General features: G+C 42.4%; 11 protein-coding genes and 1 tRNA gene. 9 read left to right on the top strand and 3 right to left on the bottom strand.

Features of this window, described 5'->3' with window-relative positions:
* The 3 genes from RMX69_RS10130 to RMX69_RS10140 all read left to right on the top strand — a co-directional run.
* Positions 1–1463, top strand: a 1463-nt coding sequence (locus RMX69_RS10130; RefSeq protein WP_322637379.1) for a CHAT domain-containing protein, incomplete at its 5' end; no start/stop codon positions are given.
* Positions 1464–1579: 116 nt separating this feature from the next.
* Positions 1580–2200, top strand: a complete 621-nt coding sequence (locus RMX69_RS10135) for a hypothetical protein (protein WP_289796273.1) — start codon at positions 1580–1582, stop codon at positions 2198–2200.
* A 370-nt stretch (positions 2201–2570) separates the two neighbouring features.
* Positions 2571–2644 (top strand) — tRNA-Val (locus tag RMX69_RS10140).
* A 263-nt stretch (positions 2645–2907) separates the two neighbouring features.
* Here RMX69_RS10140 and RMX69_RS10145 read toward each other — a convergent pair.
* Positions 2908–3681: a nucleoside phosphorylase gene (locus RMX69_RS10145; RefSeq protein ID WP_322637380.1), complete on the bottom strand. Its 774-nt coding sequence runs from the start codon at positions 3679–3681 to the stop codon at positions 2908–2910.
* A gap of 109 nt (positions 3682–3790) precedes the next feature.
* Entirely contained in the window at positions 3791–4867 is a 1077-nt protein-coding gene (locus tag RMX69_RS10150; protein ID WP_322637381.1) for an SAM-dependent methyltransferase, read from the bottom strand.
* Positions 4868–5577: 710 nt separating this feature from the next.
* On the opposite strand from RMX69_RS10150, the gene fusA reads away from it, so the two are divergent.
* The 4 genes from fusA to RMX69_RS10170 all read left to right on the top strand — a co-directional run bounded on the left by fusA (position 5578) and on the right by RMX69_RS10170 (position 10337).
* Complete coding sequence (gene fusA, locus RMX69_RS10155) at positions 5578–7581, top strand: elongation factor G (protein WP_322637382.1); 2004 nt, start codon at positions 5578–5580, stop codon at positions 7579–7581.
* A gap of 64 nt (positions 7582–7645) precedes the next feature.
* A complete protein-coding gene (locus tag RMX69_RS10160) occupies positions 7646–8521 on the top strand; it encodes a GNAT family N-acetyltransferase (RefSeq protein ID WP_322637383.1) in 876 nt (291 codons plus the stop codon).
* Positions 8522–8658: 137 nt separating this feature from the next.
* Positions 8659–9534: a GNAT family N-acetyltransferase gene (locus RMX69_RS10165; RefSeq protein ID WP_322637384.1), complete on the top strand. Its 876-nt coding sequence runs from the start codon at positions 8659–8661 to the stop codon at positions 9532–9534.
* A gap of 62 nt (positions 9535–9596) precedes the next feature.
* Complete coding sequence (locus tag RMX69_RS10170) at positions 9597–10337, top strand: Uma2 family endonuclease (RefSeq protein ID WP_322637470.1); 741 nt, start codon at positions 9597–9599, stop codon at positions 10335–10337.
* 46 nt (positions 10338–10383) lie between these two features.
* Here RMX69_RS10170 and RMX69_RS10175 read toward each other — a convergent pair whose 3' ends face one another.
* Entirely contained in the window at positions 10384–11100 is a 717-nt protein-coding gene (locus RMX69_RS10175; protein ID WP_322637385.1) for a molybdopterin-dependent oxidoreductase, read from the bottom strand.
* A gap of 361 nt (positions 11101–11461) precedes the next feature.
* Here RMX69_RS10175 and RMX69_RS10180 point away from each other — a divergent pair, with 361 nt between their 5' ends.
* Together RMX69_RS10180 and RMX69_RS10185 are read left to right on the top strand one after the other, a co-directional pair.
* On the top strand, positions 11462–12454 hold the full coding sequence (locus RMX69_RS10180) for an NAD-dependent epimerase/dehydratase family protein (RefSeq protein ID WP_322637386.1): 993 nt from the start codon (positions 11462–11464) through the stop codon (positions 12452–12454).
* Between the two features lie 400 nt (positions 12455–12854).
* Entirely contained in the window at positions 12855–18503 is a 5649-nt protein-coding gene (locus RMX69_RS10185; RefSeq protein ID WP_322637387.1) for an AAA family ATPase, read from the top strand.
* Positions 18504–18511 lie beyond the last annotated feature (8 nt).

Genomic DNA, 18511 nt, shown 5'->3' on the forward strand with positions numbered 1-18511 from the left:
CCAATCCTGAGACTCCCAATCCTGAGACTCCCAATCCTGAAACTCCCAATCCTGAGACTCCCAATCCTGAGACTCCCAATCCTGAAACTCCCAATCCTGACCCCTGCACATTTCAGTGCAATCTACCAGGTAAACCGAATAACCTTGACCTTAATAATCCTAAGATTGATAACCCCATTCTTAATACCAACCCCACTCCCGAAGACAATTTCACAGATGATTTTGCCGACCATTTAGGCATACCCAGCCCTAGAATTAAAACCCTAGATGATGCCAAAGAAATTGCTCGCAAAATTGAAGAAGCGACTGGTGTGAAACCTGCATTTATCTACATCAGTTTTGTCCCTGTGGAAATTCTACCAGAGGAAAATTTAGGTAAAGCTCAAAAATTGACGAAACAGTTAAATACTGTAGCAGAAAAGGATAGCGACCAGCTGGAACTAGTAGTAGTAACAGGAAAAGATGATCCTATCCGCAAGCGCATCCCAGAAATAACTAAAGCCAAAGTTCTCCAAGTAGCTCAAGAATTTCGTGACCAAATCGTTAGTCCACAAAACCGTCGTCGCACCGGTTATTTGCGTTCATCTCAACAACTTTATCGCTGGATTGTTGCACCATTAGAGGCAGATTTACAAACGAGAGAAATCAACAATCTGGTCTTTTTACCAGACATTGGTTTACGTTCAACCCCAATGGCAGCACTTCACGATGGTAAGGGATTTCTAGTAGAAAAATACAGTATTGGCTTAATGCCTAGTCTTAGTCTGACTAATACCCTCTATAAAGACATCAAAAAATCTCAAATTTTAGCGCTGGGAGTTTCTCAGAGTACTCAGGGACAAGAGCCTTTACCAGCAGTCCCCGTTGAGTTATCAACACTAGTGTCTAAACTCTGGCAGGGCAAATTATTGTTAGACAAGCAAGCCACCTTAGAAAATCTCAAAACTATCCGCCGCCAACAACCTTTTGGAATAATTCACATGGCAACCCATGCCGATTTTGCTACTGGTGCTTTGAGTAATTCCTATATTCAACTGTGGGAAGACAAGTTACGCTTGAACCAATTACGACAATTGCGCTTGAATGAACCTGAAGTTGAAATGCTGGTGTTGAGTGCTTGTAGAACAGCTTTAGGGGATGAAGAATCCGAACTGGGATTTGCGGGTTTAGCAGTGCTGGCAGGTGTGAAAACTAGTGTTGCTAGTCTTTGGTCAGTTAATGATGCTGGCACAGCAGCATTGATGACAAAATTTTATGAGAACTTAAAGACTGCTCCCATTAAAGCAGAAGCTCTCAGACAAGCTCAAGTAGCTATGGTCAAAGGGCAAATTTATGTCAAGGATGGACAAGTGCAAGGTTTAGAAGTAGTTGGGAATTTGCCTTTACCTGCTGACACTGCTGATGAATCACTTATGCATCCTTATTATTGGGCTGGATTTACAATGGTTGGTAATCCTTGGTGAAGGTAGGGAATCGACATACTTCTAGCGGATACTACGGATGAAAGATGTGTCTTCTTGTAGATGAACGCTACAATCTATCAGAAAATCAAAGAAATAGTTAAATCCAGAGTGGCTTCATGACGGCTAATTTAACACCAAAAGCAACATTTGACTTTGTTAACGTGCTATCTCAGGCTGCGGCTAAGTATAGACAACCAAAAAGTATACGCCCTAATGCTGAAATATTAGTAAAGGCGTTGCTACAAGCCGAAAAAACTGCCAAGCAACAAAAGTTGACTTATCCATTTGAGTTTCTGCTCGGTAAATGGCAACTTTGCTTTGTCACTGGCACTAAGAAAAACAGAGGTAGTGGGGGAATTGTATTAGGCAACGGTTTCTATGTACCCAAATTTATAACAATCCATGTTTCCTTTAATGCCACTTTGGAACAGGATTCAGGCAGAGGCGAAATTGCTAATCAGGTTGAGCTGAACCCAGTTTCACTGAAACTCACGGGGCCAGTGCAATATTTCGGGAAGAAAAATTTATTGGCCTTTGACTTTAACCAGATGATTATCAGTTTGTTTGGTCGTGTTATTTACAACAGAGCAATCCGTGCTGGTAAAGTTCAAACAGAAGATTTCTACAACCAACCTATAGCTAAACTACCCTTCTTTGGCTTCTTTTTAGTCACAGAAGATTTCATTGCAGCTCGCGGTCGTGGGGGAGGATTGGCATTTTGGATTCGAGAAACTTAAAGACGCTTGCAGAAAATCAGGCAGTCTTGCTGGAGGCAAAAGGAAAAAAGATTTGACTTATTTGTTTGATTTGTAGCAAGTGGTGCAACCTTTTTACAAATCAAACAAATACTTCACCACATATTTGGGTCTGAATCCTAATGCTTCACGCAATGCTTTAAAGTAATGAGTGGATGAAAAATGGGTATTTACTCATTACTTATTACTCATTACTTATTACTCATTACTCCTTCTTAAGAGCGCCTTGAGGTCGGTGGATGTCAAATCATCTGCGCTTGATTACTTAGGGAGTGATAGAGTTTGCCTGATTTCGTCTTTTATCTTGACTTATCAGAGAGGTATATGCTAATATTGATAATTGTGTGGTTAAGGACGTATAGCTCAGTTGGTTAGAGCGCTACGTTGACATCGTAGAGGTCACTGGTTCGAATCCAGTTACGTCCATTATTGATTTACATTCACAAATTGAATGTCGCAATTTCACGAATTAGTGTCGTTATATCTTCTCCATAACCGTTAACAAATTAATGTCGCAACATTTGAGACTAGTCTACTATTGATTGGGACGAGACATTATCACGCCAGCCAAATTGAAGATTATAGGCTCAATTTTAACTTAAGCTAAAAAACTTTTACAATCTGTGTTGTCCGCGATCGCACCAAAAGGGAATCACAAACTTTGCCTCAGCTTCATTCCAATTGTTAGTTTACTCAAAGCTTGCTGCTGCTTTTACAGCAGTTGCGATCGCATTTTTAACAGCAATATCTCTTTGTTCTAGAATAATATTCTCACTATCAGTACGCGAAGCAACTACACCGCAAATAGCAGCAGCAGCAAAATTATACACTCCTGCCATTTTGAAGAGTGTGCCGCATTCCATCTCGTAATTCAAGATATTCAAGCGCCGATATTCTTCTGTAATGCCATGCAGCGATCGCATTAAATTTGGATTGGCGGAATCAGTGCGTTCTTGTCCTTCGTAAAAAGTATCAACTGATGCCGTAATTCCGATGTAATGTTCAACCTTTAATTCTCGTGCAGCTTTAACTAAAGCGACTGTCAAAAAAGGATCGGCTGCGGCTGGATATTCCACTGGTGCAATGTCATTCGCTGCACCTTGGCGACATAATGCCGCACTGCTAATAACAACACTACCAACTGGTATATAAGATTGAATAGAACCGCAAGTTCCAATGCGAATAATTTGCCGAATTCCTACTTGTATCAACTCATTGACAACAATACTTAATGAAGGCGCACCCATACCACTAGTAGCTGATAAGATGCTGCGACCATTGGGTAAGTATCCCATGTAGCTTTTGAGACCGCGATTTTCTGACAACACGCGTACATCTTGTAAATAAGTTTGAGCAATTAGGTGCGATCGCTCTGGATCACCAGATAATAGAGCAATGCTGGGAGGTGATGAACCTAAATCATCTTGCCCAAAGCCTATGTGATAGAAACGTTTATTTGCCATTCAATGCTACTCGCATACTTATTGCTGGCTCCTACAACTAAGGAACCAAGAATTGCTCTTAATATGGTTGGGCGATCGCTAAATTATTAGGACTTATGCAATTAACTTGTCACGCATGAACCAACAAATATTGACCGTTACCAAGAATTTCACCATCACAACCGTCAAAATACACAATGCACAAGAGCAAATAAAGTCTCCACATCCGGCAGAACTTGCCATAGTTCATGCCATAATTTAAATCTTTGACTTTCGCTTGATTTTGGTCAAAATTCATCAACCAATTTATCAGAGTCTTTGAGTAGTTAGCACCATTTAAATACCATTGATTAATAGTTTTCAGGTCTGTATTAATCTTTGGAATGAGATCATAACTCCACACCCGCATATTTGGAAAAACATATTTGTCGATAAAAGGATGGGTTATATTATAAAGTAATCTGGTTGTGATTATGTGAATTAACACCTTGCCATCATCTTTGAGGAAAGAAGCCAGTTTTTGAAATGATTTCGTTAAATTCCCTACATGTTCAAACAGGCCAATCGCCATAATTTTATCAAACTTATTCTCAAAATCAATATCATTAAAGTCCTTTTCATATAGAGTGAATCTATCTGAACTGAGGTAACTGGTAGGGTCTCGCATTTTTTTCCGCATATATTCGCATTGCCCGTGGCTCAAATTAAGAGCCGTTACTTTCACATGCGGAAACCGGGAAAGAATGTAATTTGATGCAGAACCCCAACCGCATCCCAAATCTAAGATTTCGTCTCCGTCTTCGATGCCTGCTTTTGCGATCAAATCATCAAGCATCTGCATTTGAGCTTGCTCAAGGTTAGATGCTCCTTTTTCCCATAAAGCCATTGTGTATTTGGGATATAAAAGTTCTGTCTCTTTTAACATCAGACTGAACATTTCTTCGGGTAGGTTGTATTGAATCTTCATTAGTTCGTGTGACCCTTCTGCAAGGCGATCGCTTTCTTGCAACAGCCATTCATAGGGAACTAAAAGAGAAGGAAAATATTTGTAGCTGATTTGCATGGAGAGATTTAAAAGGGATTTAAGCAGAGGATCGGGGATTTTTAGCCCATTGATATAAGCCTCTGCTCCTGCCATGACGATTGCATTGAATGCAGCGATCGCTGTGCGGTTATTTTGGTAAGCAATTCGGTTTTTGTTATTCACATTTACTAAAAGAGTATGTATTTAGATTTTATCTGTAATGCTGGAAGTCATGTATACATTACCTTAGATTTTTAGTTATATGAAATTTATGACAAAACTAAATACTCGTCTTTGACAATTTCGACCTGCGATAAATTCAAAACTCCTATAAAATAAAGGATTTATCACTCCCTGATGCTACTTAAAGTGGTAAAATACGAGAAGTAAAATTGAGAGTTAGAAAATCAATTTATGTATTAAAAATTAATACTTTTTTATGAAGCTTAATAAGGACATAACGCTCCCTTAATTAATAGTGTTTCTCTTTGGTTGCAAAAATATTTGATAAATTTCATTTAAATTTTTAACACCATAGGGAACACCATATTTTCCCTGGTAATGAACTCAGACTATTATCCAAAGCCCTGCGTTACCTAAAATCTCCTCCTTCCCATATCTGAAGTTGTCTTTCAGCCGCAACTATGCAATTGAGATGCTTGGGTGGGTACAGAAAATGATCGTAAGCTAATGCCATCTGTTTAGCAACTTCAGTATATGGCACTCATCCTATTCCCGTACCCAATCCAGGACAGGCAATAACGTTAGCTAGGGCAAATATCAACGGTTTTTCTGTATTATCAGCCTTGTCTTTTACTTGTAGTACATATATAATACAAAACATATCACCACTCAGTTGGTGACTGTTTGTCGCTTGAACAAAAGGAAATTTTATGATTCCCCGAACACGCATCCGAAATATTGGTATCTCTGCCCACATCGACTCTGGTAAAACTACGCTGTCAGAGCGAATTCTCTTCTACACGGGCAGAATCCACGCTATTGAGGAAGTGCGGGGAGGCGGTAAGGGTGCAACGATGGATTTTATGCCAGAAGAAAAGCTGCATGGTATAACCATCACTTCCGCTGCTACCACCTGCCAGTGGCACGGTACTCAAATTAACTTGATTGATACACCTGGACACGTAGATTTCACGATTGAAGTGGAACGCGCCTTGCGGGTATTAGATGGGGCAGTGATGGTGCTGTGTGCTGTGGCGGGTGTGCAGTCCCAGTCCATTACGGTGGATCGGCAAATGAAGCGCTACCGTGTGCCGCGTTTGGCGTTCATCAACAAAATGGATCGGACGGGGGCAGACCCATTTCGTGTAGTACAGGGAATACGCGATCGCTTGCAACTAAATGCAGTATTACTCCAGTATCCTATCGGCAGTGAAGACCAATTCCAGGGAGTGATTGACCTGGTAGAAATGACTGCTGACTACTTTGAGGGTGAAAACGGGGAAAACCGCGTGAAAAAGCCAATTCCCGAACCTCTTAGGGATGAGGTGCAACAGGCACGTGACAAACTGCTAGATACTTTGTCGCTGTTCTCAGAATCGATGACCGAGATGTTGTTGGCGGGTGAGGAAATTCCTAAAGAATTAATTTGGGAAACCATCCGACAAGCAACCTTGAGCCTAAAATTCACACCTGTACTGCTGGGTTCGGCATTCAAAAATAAAGGAGTGCAAAACTTATTGGATGCAGTTACGCTCTATTTACCATCTCCCGTGGATAGAGAAGTGGTTAAAACCGCAGAGTCGGTGAGTGTCTACCCTAATCCCGATGCTTCCTTAGTGGCATTGGCATTTAAACTCACCGTTGAATCCTTTGGGCAGTTGACCTATACCCGGATTTACTCTGGGACGCTCAAACCCGGTGATACCGTATACAACTCGCGGACTGAACAGCGAGTGCAAATCGGTCGCTTGGTGAGAATGCACGCCAATAAGCGAGAAGAGGTACAAGTTGCCGTAGCAGGGGATATTGTGGCTTTATTGGGTGTCGATTGTGCTTCTGGTGATACATTCTGTTCTGGAGAACCACTGGTATCTCTAGAGAAGATGTTTGTACCGGAACCAGTGATTACGCTGGCGATTACGCCCAAAAAACAGGAAGATAGCGATCGCCTTTCCAAAGCACTCAATCGCTTTCAAAGGGAAGACCCTACCTTCCGGTTGAGCATCGATCCCGAATCAGGAGCAACTCTAATTTCTGGGATGGGCGAACTCCACTTGGAAATTTACCTGGAGCGCATCCAACGGGAATATAATGCCGAGGTCTACGTCGGTACTCCTGCTGTGGCATACCGGGAAACCATTGGGCAACAAGCTACCTTTGACTACCGATTCAAGAAACAGTCAGGCGGCCCCGGTCAATACGCCCATATTACTGGGTGGATTGAACCTACAGATGAGCCGTTTGTTTTCGAGAATCGGGTGGTTGGGGGTGCGATTCCCAAAGAATATATCCCGGCGTGCGAGAAGGGTTGCCGTGAGGCGATGCAATCAGGACAGCTGGAAGGCTATCCGGTAACTGGGGTGAAAGTCGTTTTAGATGGCGGTTCTTATCATCCAATTGACTCCTCAGAATTGGCTTTCCGGTCAGCTTCCCATCAAGCAATTGAGGGTGCGATCGCCAAAGCCAAACCCTACATCCTCGAACCCATTATGCTTGTAGAGGTGGAAACACCCCACGAGTTCATGGGAAGGATTCAGGGGGACTTATCCTCGCGTCGGGCTTTGTTGTTAGGTTCCGAGACAATGCAGGGATACACGGTGATTCGGGCAGAAGTACCGCTAGCGCGAATGTTTGGGTATTCTACAGAATTGCGATCGCTTACTTCTGGTATGGCTACTTTTACAATGGAGTTTGCCTGCTATCGCCAGTCCTAGCATCTTGAAGTAGCTTTTAGGGACACAGTTAGGCTGTGTCCCTTTCAATTATCAGGAGGTTTTTGTGCCTATTTTGAGAATTCTGCAACCTGGAGATGAAGTATCACTGGAAGCATTTCTCTTACAACACACCGATACTTCTATGTTTTTGCGCTCTAATTGGCGAGCTGCGGGACTGCTTGACCAAGGTGCAAGATTTCAAGGAACTTACATAGCGGCCTACATAGATGAAACTATAGTGGCAGTTGCAGCCCATTTTTGGAATGGGATGATCGTAGTCCAAGCCCCTGTACATCTGCCAGAAGTGGTACAAGCAGTTGTGGCACAATCTGGACGTGCTATTTCTGGAATTAGTGGCCCAGCAGCACAAGTTGAAGCGACAAAAAGCATTTTGGGACTTAGCAACCGACCAACTCAGCTTGATGAGGCTGAGATATTGTTTTCTCTAGCACTGGGAGATTTGCAAATACCTCAAGCCTTAGTATCAGCAAAGGTGCAGTCTCGTTTACCACATCCAGAAGAGTTGGAATTACTTACTGAATGGTGCGTTGCTTATAATGTGGAAGCTTTAGGAAAAACAGATACTCCCAGTTTAAGACCTGATTGCGATCGCATAATTGAGGCACGTCAAGCTACAGCTATGCATTGGGTTTTGGTAGCAGGAGATACCCCAGTTGCTTACTCTGCTTTCAATGCTAGCTTACCTGATATTGTGCAAATTGGTGGAGTCTGGACACCGCCAGGGCTGCGGGGTAAAGGCTACGCCAAAAGTGTGGTAGCAGGTTCATTGTTAGATGCGCGATCGCAAGGAGTAAAACGTGCCATCCTGTTTACAGGTGATAATAACCAAGCAGCCCAAGCAGTTTATCGAGGAATTGGCTTTTTGCCTACTGGCGAGAAGTATGGCTTAGTCTTATTTGAAGTAATAAGTAATAAGTAATGGGTATTACTCATTACTTATTACTCATTACTCATGACTCATTACTCATTACTCATTACTCATTACTCATTTATTTTTTCTGGATTTGCTGGAATTGATTTTGTAGTCTCTACTGAATTGATTGTAATACTTGAATTATGAGCCAGTATCGTTTCAAACAGTCATTCTCTGATGATCCCAGCTTAAGCGATAAGCTTTTTGACTTGATGGAAGTCACATTTCCCGGACTCAGCAGTTTAGCAGAATGTGCAAGAAAACTAGGTGCATCCTGGGAAACAGCTTCAACTCCGTTTATGCGCTTTCATGATGATATAGCGATTACCCATGTGGGAGTGTTAGAAATTCCCATACAAATTATGGGACAAAGGCTTACTGTCGGAGGAGTTCATGGAGTAGCTACCCGTGCAGAGTATCGCCGGAGAGGGTATTACCGGGAAGTGATGGAGGAAGTGCTAGGGTATTGCGATCGCCTTTACGAAACCCTGGTACTGACGACACCACAACCAGAGTTTTACTTACCTTTTGGCTTTCGTGTTGTTGAAGAACACATCTTTAAAGTTAAGTGTAACTCCACAGGTGGCACTGATAGCTTCAGAATACTGGATTTTGCAAATATTAAAGATTACACATTGCTACACAGACTTTTAGAAACACGCATTCCTGTCTCTAATATAGTTGGCGTAGTCAACGAAAAACCTGTATTCTGTGTCAATGAAGGAAGTCGTCCTTTATACTATGCAGAAGATTTAGATTTAATCGCCTGTATGGAGATAGAAGATAACCGACTTCATCTTTTCGATTTAGCGACAACGCAGATATGTTCTTTAAAGAATATTATTAGTAAGATAACTCAACCCATTGAAGAAGCGGTGATTTACTTTAGTCCAGAACTTCTGGATGTCAAAGATGTGCAAGCATTCACCCATACTTTTGATGAAACTGTGCTGATGGTTCGCGGCAAATTTGCGGCGGAGGGCGAGAAATTTATGCTACCCCGTTCTGCAAGGTGTTGAGTCACTCAAAAACAATTGAATCATAATAGAATTGATAGTTTCATCATTAGGATTGCTTTATGATGTATCAAACTGACCCGCCGCGATCGCCAAAAGATGTATTGCCGACCATGTATGATCTTCCCAGTGAAGATCCAGAGGAGCCTGGTTTGCCCGATCAGTTTCATTTATTGCAACCTCGTCTGTTAGACGAAACCTTTCGTCCACCAAATTATCCTAGCGACGAGATATTTGTTGCTAGCGATCTAAATCTTTATTATGACCCGCGCCATCCACTGTGGCATAAACGACCAGATTGGTTTGCCGTTTTAGGTGTTTCCCGTCTCTACGAACAACGAGATTTACGCTTAAGTTATGTCCTTTGGCAAGAGGGAGTTCAGCCTTTTATTGTGGTTGAATTGCTGTCTCCCGGAACTGAAAAGGAAGACTTAGGGCAGACATTGCGAGATGTCAAGCAACCACCAGGAAAATGGGAAGTATATGAACGGATTCTACGTGTTCCTTATTATATAGTATTTGATCGGTACAAATATAAATTAAGGGTGTTTAAATTAGACGGTGGTCGTTATGCTGAGATAACACTGTCAGAGTCGCGCTTCTGGATACCAGAACTAGAATTAGGCTTGGGTGTCTGGCAGGGACGCTATCAAAATGTAGAACAGCCTTGGTTACGGTGGTATGATTGGACAGGCTGCTGGGTATTGACTTCTACAGAACAAGAAAGTCAACGGGCTGAACAAGAAAGTCAACGGGCTGAACGGTTGATAGCACAATTGCGTAGACACGAAGTGGCTTGTCGCTAGACATCGCTAGGCGTTGAACCCGATTTAGATTAGCTTTTTGCCTTTTTTATAGCCCTGCAAACCACTCATAGCCTTGATCTTCCCAATAGCCTTTAGTAGGTAACAAATTGCTGACGAATGTAATTTGAGTTACCCACTTGCTTTGCTTGTAACCTAGTTTAATTGGAGATGCTAGGCGCATCGGCGCACCATTATCAACTGATAAGGGTTGTCCATTCTTTTGATAAGCCATGAGAGTTTGGGGATGTATGACAGAGGCAATATCCCAACTTTCGTAATAGCCATCAGCAGATTTGAAATAGACATAGCGGACGTTTGACTTAGGCTGTACCAGCGCTACTAAATCTCGTAATCGCACACCTCCCCATTGAACGATCGCAGCCCAGCCTTCAACACAGACATGACGAATTACCATTGAAGTCAAGGGCAGTTTTTGAATATCTGCCATGCTCAATTGCATTGCATTATTAACCTCACCATCAATTATTAAGCGAAACTGTGCCGGATCGATTTGCGGGGTAAAATCAAAGGTATTAATCAGCAATTTATCTGCTTCTATGGCACTGACAGAAAATTCAGGTATGGGTTTTTGAGTTAATAGAAGTGCTTCAAGACTTTGGTTTAGTGGCTCAGATATTTGCCGCAGATTATCTGAGAACAAATTTGTTCCACAGCCACCAAGAAGAAAGCCTACCCCTGAAAGTCCAGATATTTGCAGTAACCGACGACGGGATAGGGTACGTTTGGGAAGAATCAGACTCATAAAACCTCTACAGAAACATAGATTTCACTAAACGGACGCTTCCTACCTTCAGGGCAAGTAAGGAATGAGCAATGTAAATAGTATGACAGTAGAAACAGTGATAAAGTGAACAGTGCGTAGAGTTTGCCAACTAAATAAATATTTGACTAAATTCAACGGTTAAACTCGATATTTCGCATTTATCTGCCTTGCGATCGGGAACCTAAAGATTGTAAGTTAGTTACACACATAAAAAATTCCCACGCATTTATTTTCTACTGATATCAGTTTCTACTTTATTAATGTAGACTACGGGTATTTAATTTGTCTTAACCGCTATTTTAAAAACATAAAAAACCTTAATTAGCTACAACTTTCAAATATGTCAAATAACAAAGACTTTTCATCCGAAAAAAGCTCTTCCGTTAAAAATGTCTTGATTATAGGTGCAGCCGGGTATATTGGCGGAGCGCTATGCCGAAAGTTTTCTCAGACACAAGATTTTGCCGTATTAGCACTTGTGCGTCCGAGTAGTGATATTGAGGGTATAAAGCCTTTCTGCAAAGAAATAATCCGCTCTCAAGAGGTAGAAATTTCCAGCAATGATGTTACAAGAGCAATTCGCAAGCATGATATTACAACGGTAATTAATGTAGCGTGGCACATGCCTCTAGAATCAACCAAAGAAGCTCAATTCGGTTTCGACCGTATACCATTAGAAGCCGCTTTACACGGTGCTAGTGCAGTTTCGCCAGATATTCATGTAATTACAACCAGTGGGAATTTCTCTTTGATTACCGCCAATGGAGGACGAATAACAGAAATACCTCCGCCACTCGGTTATACACTGCCCGAATATTTAGTTAGTCTTGACTTACTAGCAGGTGTAAATGTGTTGAAAGATGGGCTAGTAGAAGAATATATCAGCAATGGAGGTAACGCCTCGATTGTGTATCCTTCATCAGTATATGGTTCAGCACCAACTCGTGGCAGTTTTTGGGATTTTGCAATTCAGCAGTTCATTACAGGGAAACCACACCAAGGGTCTCAGCCATTTCCACCAGATTTTATGACAGCATGGATTCATGTTGAAGATTTAGCAGACTGCTACATTGCGGTAGCGCGATTTGGCTCCAAAGGAGGACATTACCTTGCTGCGCCTGAAAATTTTAGTATTAGCCAGGTGTCAAAAATGTTTGCCCAGGCTGCTCAAGTAGAATTTATTCCGCCAGTCTTTGAAAACAAAGACAAAGTTATATTTGATGATTCTCATACTAGAGAAGTACTTCAACTTCAATGGAAGTATAAAGTGGCTGATGAGATGAAAGGTTGGGTAGAGAGAATAAAAGAGTTAGGAACTTATTTTTTAGAGTAAATAAGGGGTAAAAGTTAAGTAACTGCTGTGAATATTTGTGCAAATCAGATTATCACATCAGTCATAACTAGCCAGTAGGGTGGGTAATTTGCCATTGGTGTCAAGTTAAGAAAAATGGATGGCTGTCAAGAGTGGGCAAATCAATGGTAAAAATCAACACAGTGGTGTTGAAAAAATCATGAAAAAACTACGGAACAAGCAAGGGAATCCAGATTGTCGCCATTGAGTCAGCGTAACTGCCCCAGCCAGTGAAGAGATAAAATCAATCACGCCTGTTTGAACTAGTCAGCCCAAGTACAGTCTAAATCAATGAATAATTAAGGGTTTGATTATTGTATAATCTGGCTTGCAAGTCAACCCTACTTTGCTCCTCAATGTAATAGTTGAAGGCCGTTGAACCATGCTGGAAATTCCTGAATATAAAATTTGGGCAAAAATCCATGAAAGTGCTAATTCACGGGTCTATAGAGGAATACGGGAACGGGATCGTTTGCCTTTAATCTTCAAGATTTTGAAGAAAGACTACCCTACGCCAGAGGAAATCACACGCTATAAGCTGGAATACGAAATTACCCGCAGCTTATCATTGGAAGGTGTTATCCAGGCTTACGACTTGCAGCAATATCAAAGCACTTTTGCGATCGTTCTGGAGGACTTTGGAGGCGAATCCTTAACAAAAATTATCGCGACAAAAAGGTTTTCCTTAATCGAATTTCTGAAGTTAGCTGTTCGGATTGCTGAAATTTTAAGTGAAATTCATAGTGCAAATATTATTCATAAGGATATTAATCCATCGAATATTGTTTTAAATCTAGAAACACAACAACTTAAGTTTATTGATTTTGGCATTTCAACTGCCCGATCGCGAGAGACATTGACTCTCAAAAATCCAACCGTATTAGAGGGAACATTAGCTTACATCTCTCCAGAGCAAACAGGCAGAATGAACCGTTCTCTCGACTACCGAACTGATTTTTATTCATTAGGTGCTACCTTCTATCAACTTTTGACTCATCGGCTGCCGTTTGAATCTAGTGATGCCCTGGAGTTGATTCACCACCACCTAGCTTTGGAACCCGTTCCACCCCATGTTATCGATCCAGAAATTCCGGCGATCGTTTCCGAAATTATCCTGAAACTTTTAGCTAAAACAGCAGAGGATCGATATCAAAGTGCCTGGGGAATTAAAACTGATTTAGAACAGTGTCTAATTCAGCTAGAAAAGACGGGACGAATTGAGCCTTTTTTGTTAGCGCAACAGGATATTTCTGATAAGTTTTATATCCCAGAAAAACTCTATGGCAGAGAAAGGGAGATTGAGACATTATTAGCAGCGATCGCCAGAGTAGCAGGTAACAGAGATGGATCTCAAGTTGAACTGATGCTGATAGCAGGATACTCCGGTATTGGCAAGTCAGTATTGGTGCAGGAAATTTATAAACCGATTACGCAACAACGGGGCTACTTTATTTCAGGCAAATTCGATCAGTATCAGCGCAATATTCCTTACTTTGCGATCGCTCAAGCCTTTGAATCACTCATCAAACAATTATTGACTGAAGAGGATGTACAACTGTGTCAGTGGCGAGACAATCTCTTAGCTACCCTCGGCTCAAACAGTCGCGTCATTACTAAAGTAATTCCCACATTGGAATTAATTGTCGGCAATCAACCAGACGTACCAGTTCTACCGCCAACAGAATCTCAAAATCGCTTTAACCAAGTCTTTCAAAATTTCATTCGCGTCTTTACCCAGTCAGAACATCCACTCGTCATTTTTTTAGACGATCTCCAGTGGGCAGATAATGCCTCACTGAAGCTGATTCAACTGCTAGCTACCTCCACCGAGAAACAATCGTTGTTGTTAATGGGGGCATACCGAGATAACGAGGTGAATACAGCTCATCCCCTGATCCAGATGGTGGAGGAAATTCGCCAAGCTGGAGCAGTAGTGAACCAACTTTCTCTGGCAGCATTAAGCCTACCTGATATCAATCAGCTGATTGCCGATACATTGCACTGCCAACCAGAGAATTCCCTACCCTTAGCGTCACTGGTGCAACAAAAAACTGGTGGTAATCCCTTTTTCATCAATGAATTTTTGAAATCTCTCTACACTGAAGGGCTAGTAGAATTCGATCGCCAAACAAAGAAATGGCAATGGTCGATAGAACTAATTCAGAATCGGGGAATTACCGATAACATTGTGGAGTTGATGGCAGGTAAGATTCAGAAGCTCAACGAAAAGACGCAGCAAGTGTTGCAGCTATCTGCCTGTATTGGCAACCAATTTAATCTCGAAACCCTGGCATTTGCCGCCCAATTATCCCAACGGGAAGCCGCGCAAGCTTTGGGAGTGGCGATCGCTCAAGGGTTGATTTTGCCCATGAGTAATGCTCACAAATCCGTTGTCTTGGATGTGCCACTCCCTAGCAACCCTGTCATTGAATATAAATTTGCTCACGATCGCATTCAGCAAGCAGCTTATTCTCTGATCCCCGAATCAGAACGGCGAAATGTTCATCTGCAAATCGGCAAACGATTGTTCCAGCAAGCTTCTGCCCAACAGCGAGAGCAAAATATCTTTGATATCACCAATCAACTAAATTTAGGTCAAGAGCTAATTAAAATCCAGGCAGAACGGCATGAACTGGCTCAACTAAATTTGATGTCAGGGGAAAAAGCGAAAGCTTCTACAGCATACAACTCTGCTTTAAAATACTTCCAAATCGGTTTAGATTTGTTGGCAGATACTTGCTGGCAAACTCAGTATGAATTGGCTCTAGCTCTGTATAGTTTGGCAGCAGAAACAGCTTACCTCAATGGCGAACTGGAGTTAATGGAACAATTGGTAAGCTGTGTGCTAGAAAATACCAAATCGCTGGCAGCCAAAATTAAAGTTTATGAGGTAAAAATTCAAGCCTATGCCGGACAGATGCAATTTCTGTCAGCATTGGCGATCGGTCTTCAAGCTTTAGAGGAATTAGGCGTACATCTGCCAGCTGCACCAACTCCAGAGGAAATTCAGCAAGCATTCTCCAATACTGCCCGCACCTTGCAGGGTAAACGCGTGGAAGATTTGTTTGATCTACCAACCATGACGGATGCAGTTGCTCCCCTCAGCATCCGGTTATTAGCAAATTTGATGGCCCCAGCCTACCAAGCAGCCCCAGCGCTATTTCCGCTAATCATTCTGGAGATGGTGAATTTATCAATTAAGTATGGCAATCATGACCTTTCTGCTTTTGCCTACGCCGCCTACAGTAACATTCTGGGCAGCGTGCTTCTAGAAATTGAAATCGCCTATCAGTTTGTGCAGTTGGCACTGAAGCTACTAGAAAAATCCAGCAATTTACCGATCCGTGGTAAAACCCTGTTCATGGCCAACACCTCTGTGCGCTTTCGGACTATTCACCTCAAAGAAACGATTAAACCATTACAGGAGGCTTACCAAATTTGCATTGAGACGGGAGATTTGGAGTTTGCCGCATACAGCATTTTGCACCACTGCGACCACTGTTTTTTTACGGCTATGTCCCTGCCTGAATTAAAACAAAAACTGGAAAGCTACATCCAAGTACTCACTCAACTGAAAGAATCTACTAATGCCAATGCACTCAAGGTTTATCAACAGACAGTCTTGAACTTGATGACAACATCTGCAACTCCCGAAGTTTTGATCGGTGAGGCTTATGATGAGTCACAAGAATTACCTTTGCTACAACAAGCTAATCATCATAAAGGGCTGTTTTATCTTTACTTCAATAAGCTGTTTCTTTGCTATTACTTCGAGAATTTTCCCCAAGCCGTTGACAACGCCAATCAAGCAGAAAATTACCCAGATGGGGGTAGGTCGAATGCAGTTTTCCCCATCTTCTATTTTTATGATTCCCTGGCGCGACTGATGCTTTATCCGCAGGTGAATCAGGAGGAGCAAGCAATGATTCTCCAACGGGTAACTGACAGTCAACAGAAGATGCAGCTTTGGGCACATCATGCCCCGATGAATTATTTACATAAGTGGTATTTGGTAGAAGCAGAAAGGCATCGGGTATTGGGTGAGGTCGTAGCAGCAATGGATGGCTACGATCGCGCCATTACCCTGGCCAGAGAAAACGAATACCTCCAAGAAGAGGCGCTAGCCAACGAACTAGCAGCAAAGTTTCATCTGGCAAACAACCGGATGACAATTGCTAAAGCCTATCTGCAAGAGGCGAAATATGGTTATTTAAGGTGGGGGGCAACTGCTAAAGTTGAAGATTTGGAAAGACGCTATCCCCAACTGCTAGAACTGCGATCGCAAAGAACCAGCACACGTCAACTTGACACTACACAATCGACTTCAAGTAAGTTAGAAACACTTGACCTAGAAACGGTGTTGAAAGCCTCCCAAGCGATCGCCAGTGAAATTCTCTTAGATAAACTTCTGGCAAAACTGATGACCATCCTGATTGAGAATGCCGGGGCGCAAACAGGTTATCTGATTTTGCCAACACAAGATGAATGGCGGGTTGAAGCGATGGGATCGATTGGCAATGAGACAGTAGCCGTTTTGCAATCAATTCCCTTGGAATCGATATCAGCAGACAGTACTCCTTACTTGCCAACTGCGCTGATTAATTACGTGGTTCGCACCCAAGAAAGTGTTATCCTCGACAATGCTGCTCAATTTGGCAATTTTCAATCTGAACCCTGGATTGTTCACCACCAATCGAAATCAATTCTTTGCGCTACTCTTTTGAACCAGGGAAAATTAACTGGAATTGTCCTTTTAGAAAATAATCTTACCACCAGCGCCTTTACCCCAGAGCGAATTGAAATTTTCAGTTTACTTTCTACTCAGGCAGCTATTTCCATTGACAATGCCCGTCTGTTGAAACAGGAGGCAGAACTAAATGAATCCTTACGGGCTGAAATTGCCGAACGCCGACGAGCCGAGAAAGACCGCGATCGCCTAATTACCATCCTAGAAGCATCTACCGATCATATTGGCATGGCCACTCCCCAAGGCAATGTTTTTTGGAATAACAGTCAAGCCAGAAAATTGGCAGGCATACCGCCGGATGCAGATATAACTACCATGAACATCCCCAACTACCATCCCCAGTGGGCATTAGAGATTATCCAAAATCAAGGCATTCCGGCAGCTATTCAAAATGGAATCTGGGTTGGTGAAACCGCTTTGTTAGGCGGTGATGGTAGAGAAATTCCGGTTTCCCAAATGATCATTGCTCACAAAGCTACAGATGGCAGTCTGGAATATTTTTCTACGATCATGCGCGATATCAGCGCCCTGAAATCAGTGGAGGCAGAAGTCCGCCAACTCAATGCTGAATTAGAAGAACGAGTAATCCAGCGGACAGAGCAATTGCAAGCTGCTAACAAAGCGTTAGAGGCTTTTTCCTACTCCGTTTCTCATGATTTACGAGCGCCGCTGCGGGCGATCGTTGGCTTTGCGAGAATGATGCAAGAAGATTACGGTAAGCAACTCGATACAGAAGCCAATCGTTACCTAAAAATTATGCGGGAGAATGCCAAACGCATGGGTGAGTTGATTGACGATTTGTTGAACCTATCCCGCCTAGATCGTAAGGAAATGTCTCGGCAGCCCGTTTTATTCAATGAGATAATTCAACAGGTGCTAAGTGATTTAGCCTCAGATTTGCAGGGTCGTCAGATTGAATTTGCGATCGCCGATTTACCTATATGTCAGGCTGATCCTTCACTGCTCAAACAAGTCTGGATAAATCTGTTATCAAATGCGATTAAGTACACCCGCTACAAATCTCCTGCTTACATTCAAGTGGGCTATGAGGTTATGGATGGGGAAGGAGTATATTTCATTAGAGATAATGGAGCAGGATTTGATATGCAGTATGCCGATAATCTGTTTGGAGTATTCCAACGTCTGCACCGCGAACAAGATTTTGCAGGTACGGGGATTGGACTAGCGATCGTGCAGCGCATTATTCAACGCCACGGTGGGCGCATCTGGGCCGAAGCAGCCATCGATCGAGGCGCAACCTTTTATTTCACCCTTGAAGGGTAAATATAACC

Source organism: Nostoc sp. EspVER01 (genome assembly GCF_034530635.1).
GTDB lineage: Bacteria > Cyanobacteriota > Cyanobacteriia > Cyanobacteriales > Nostocaceae > Nostoc.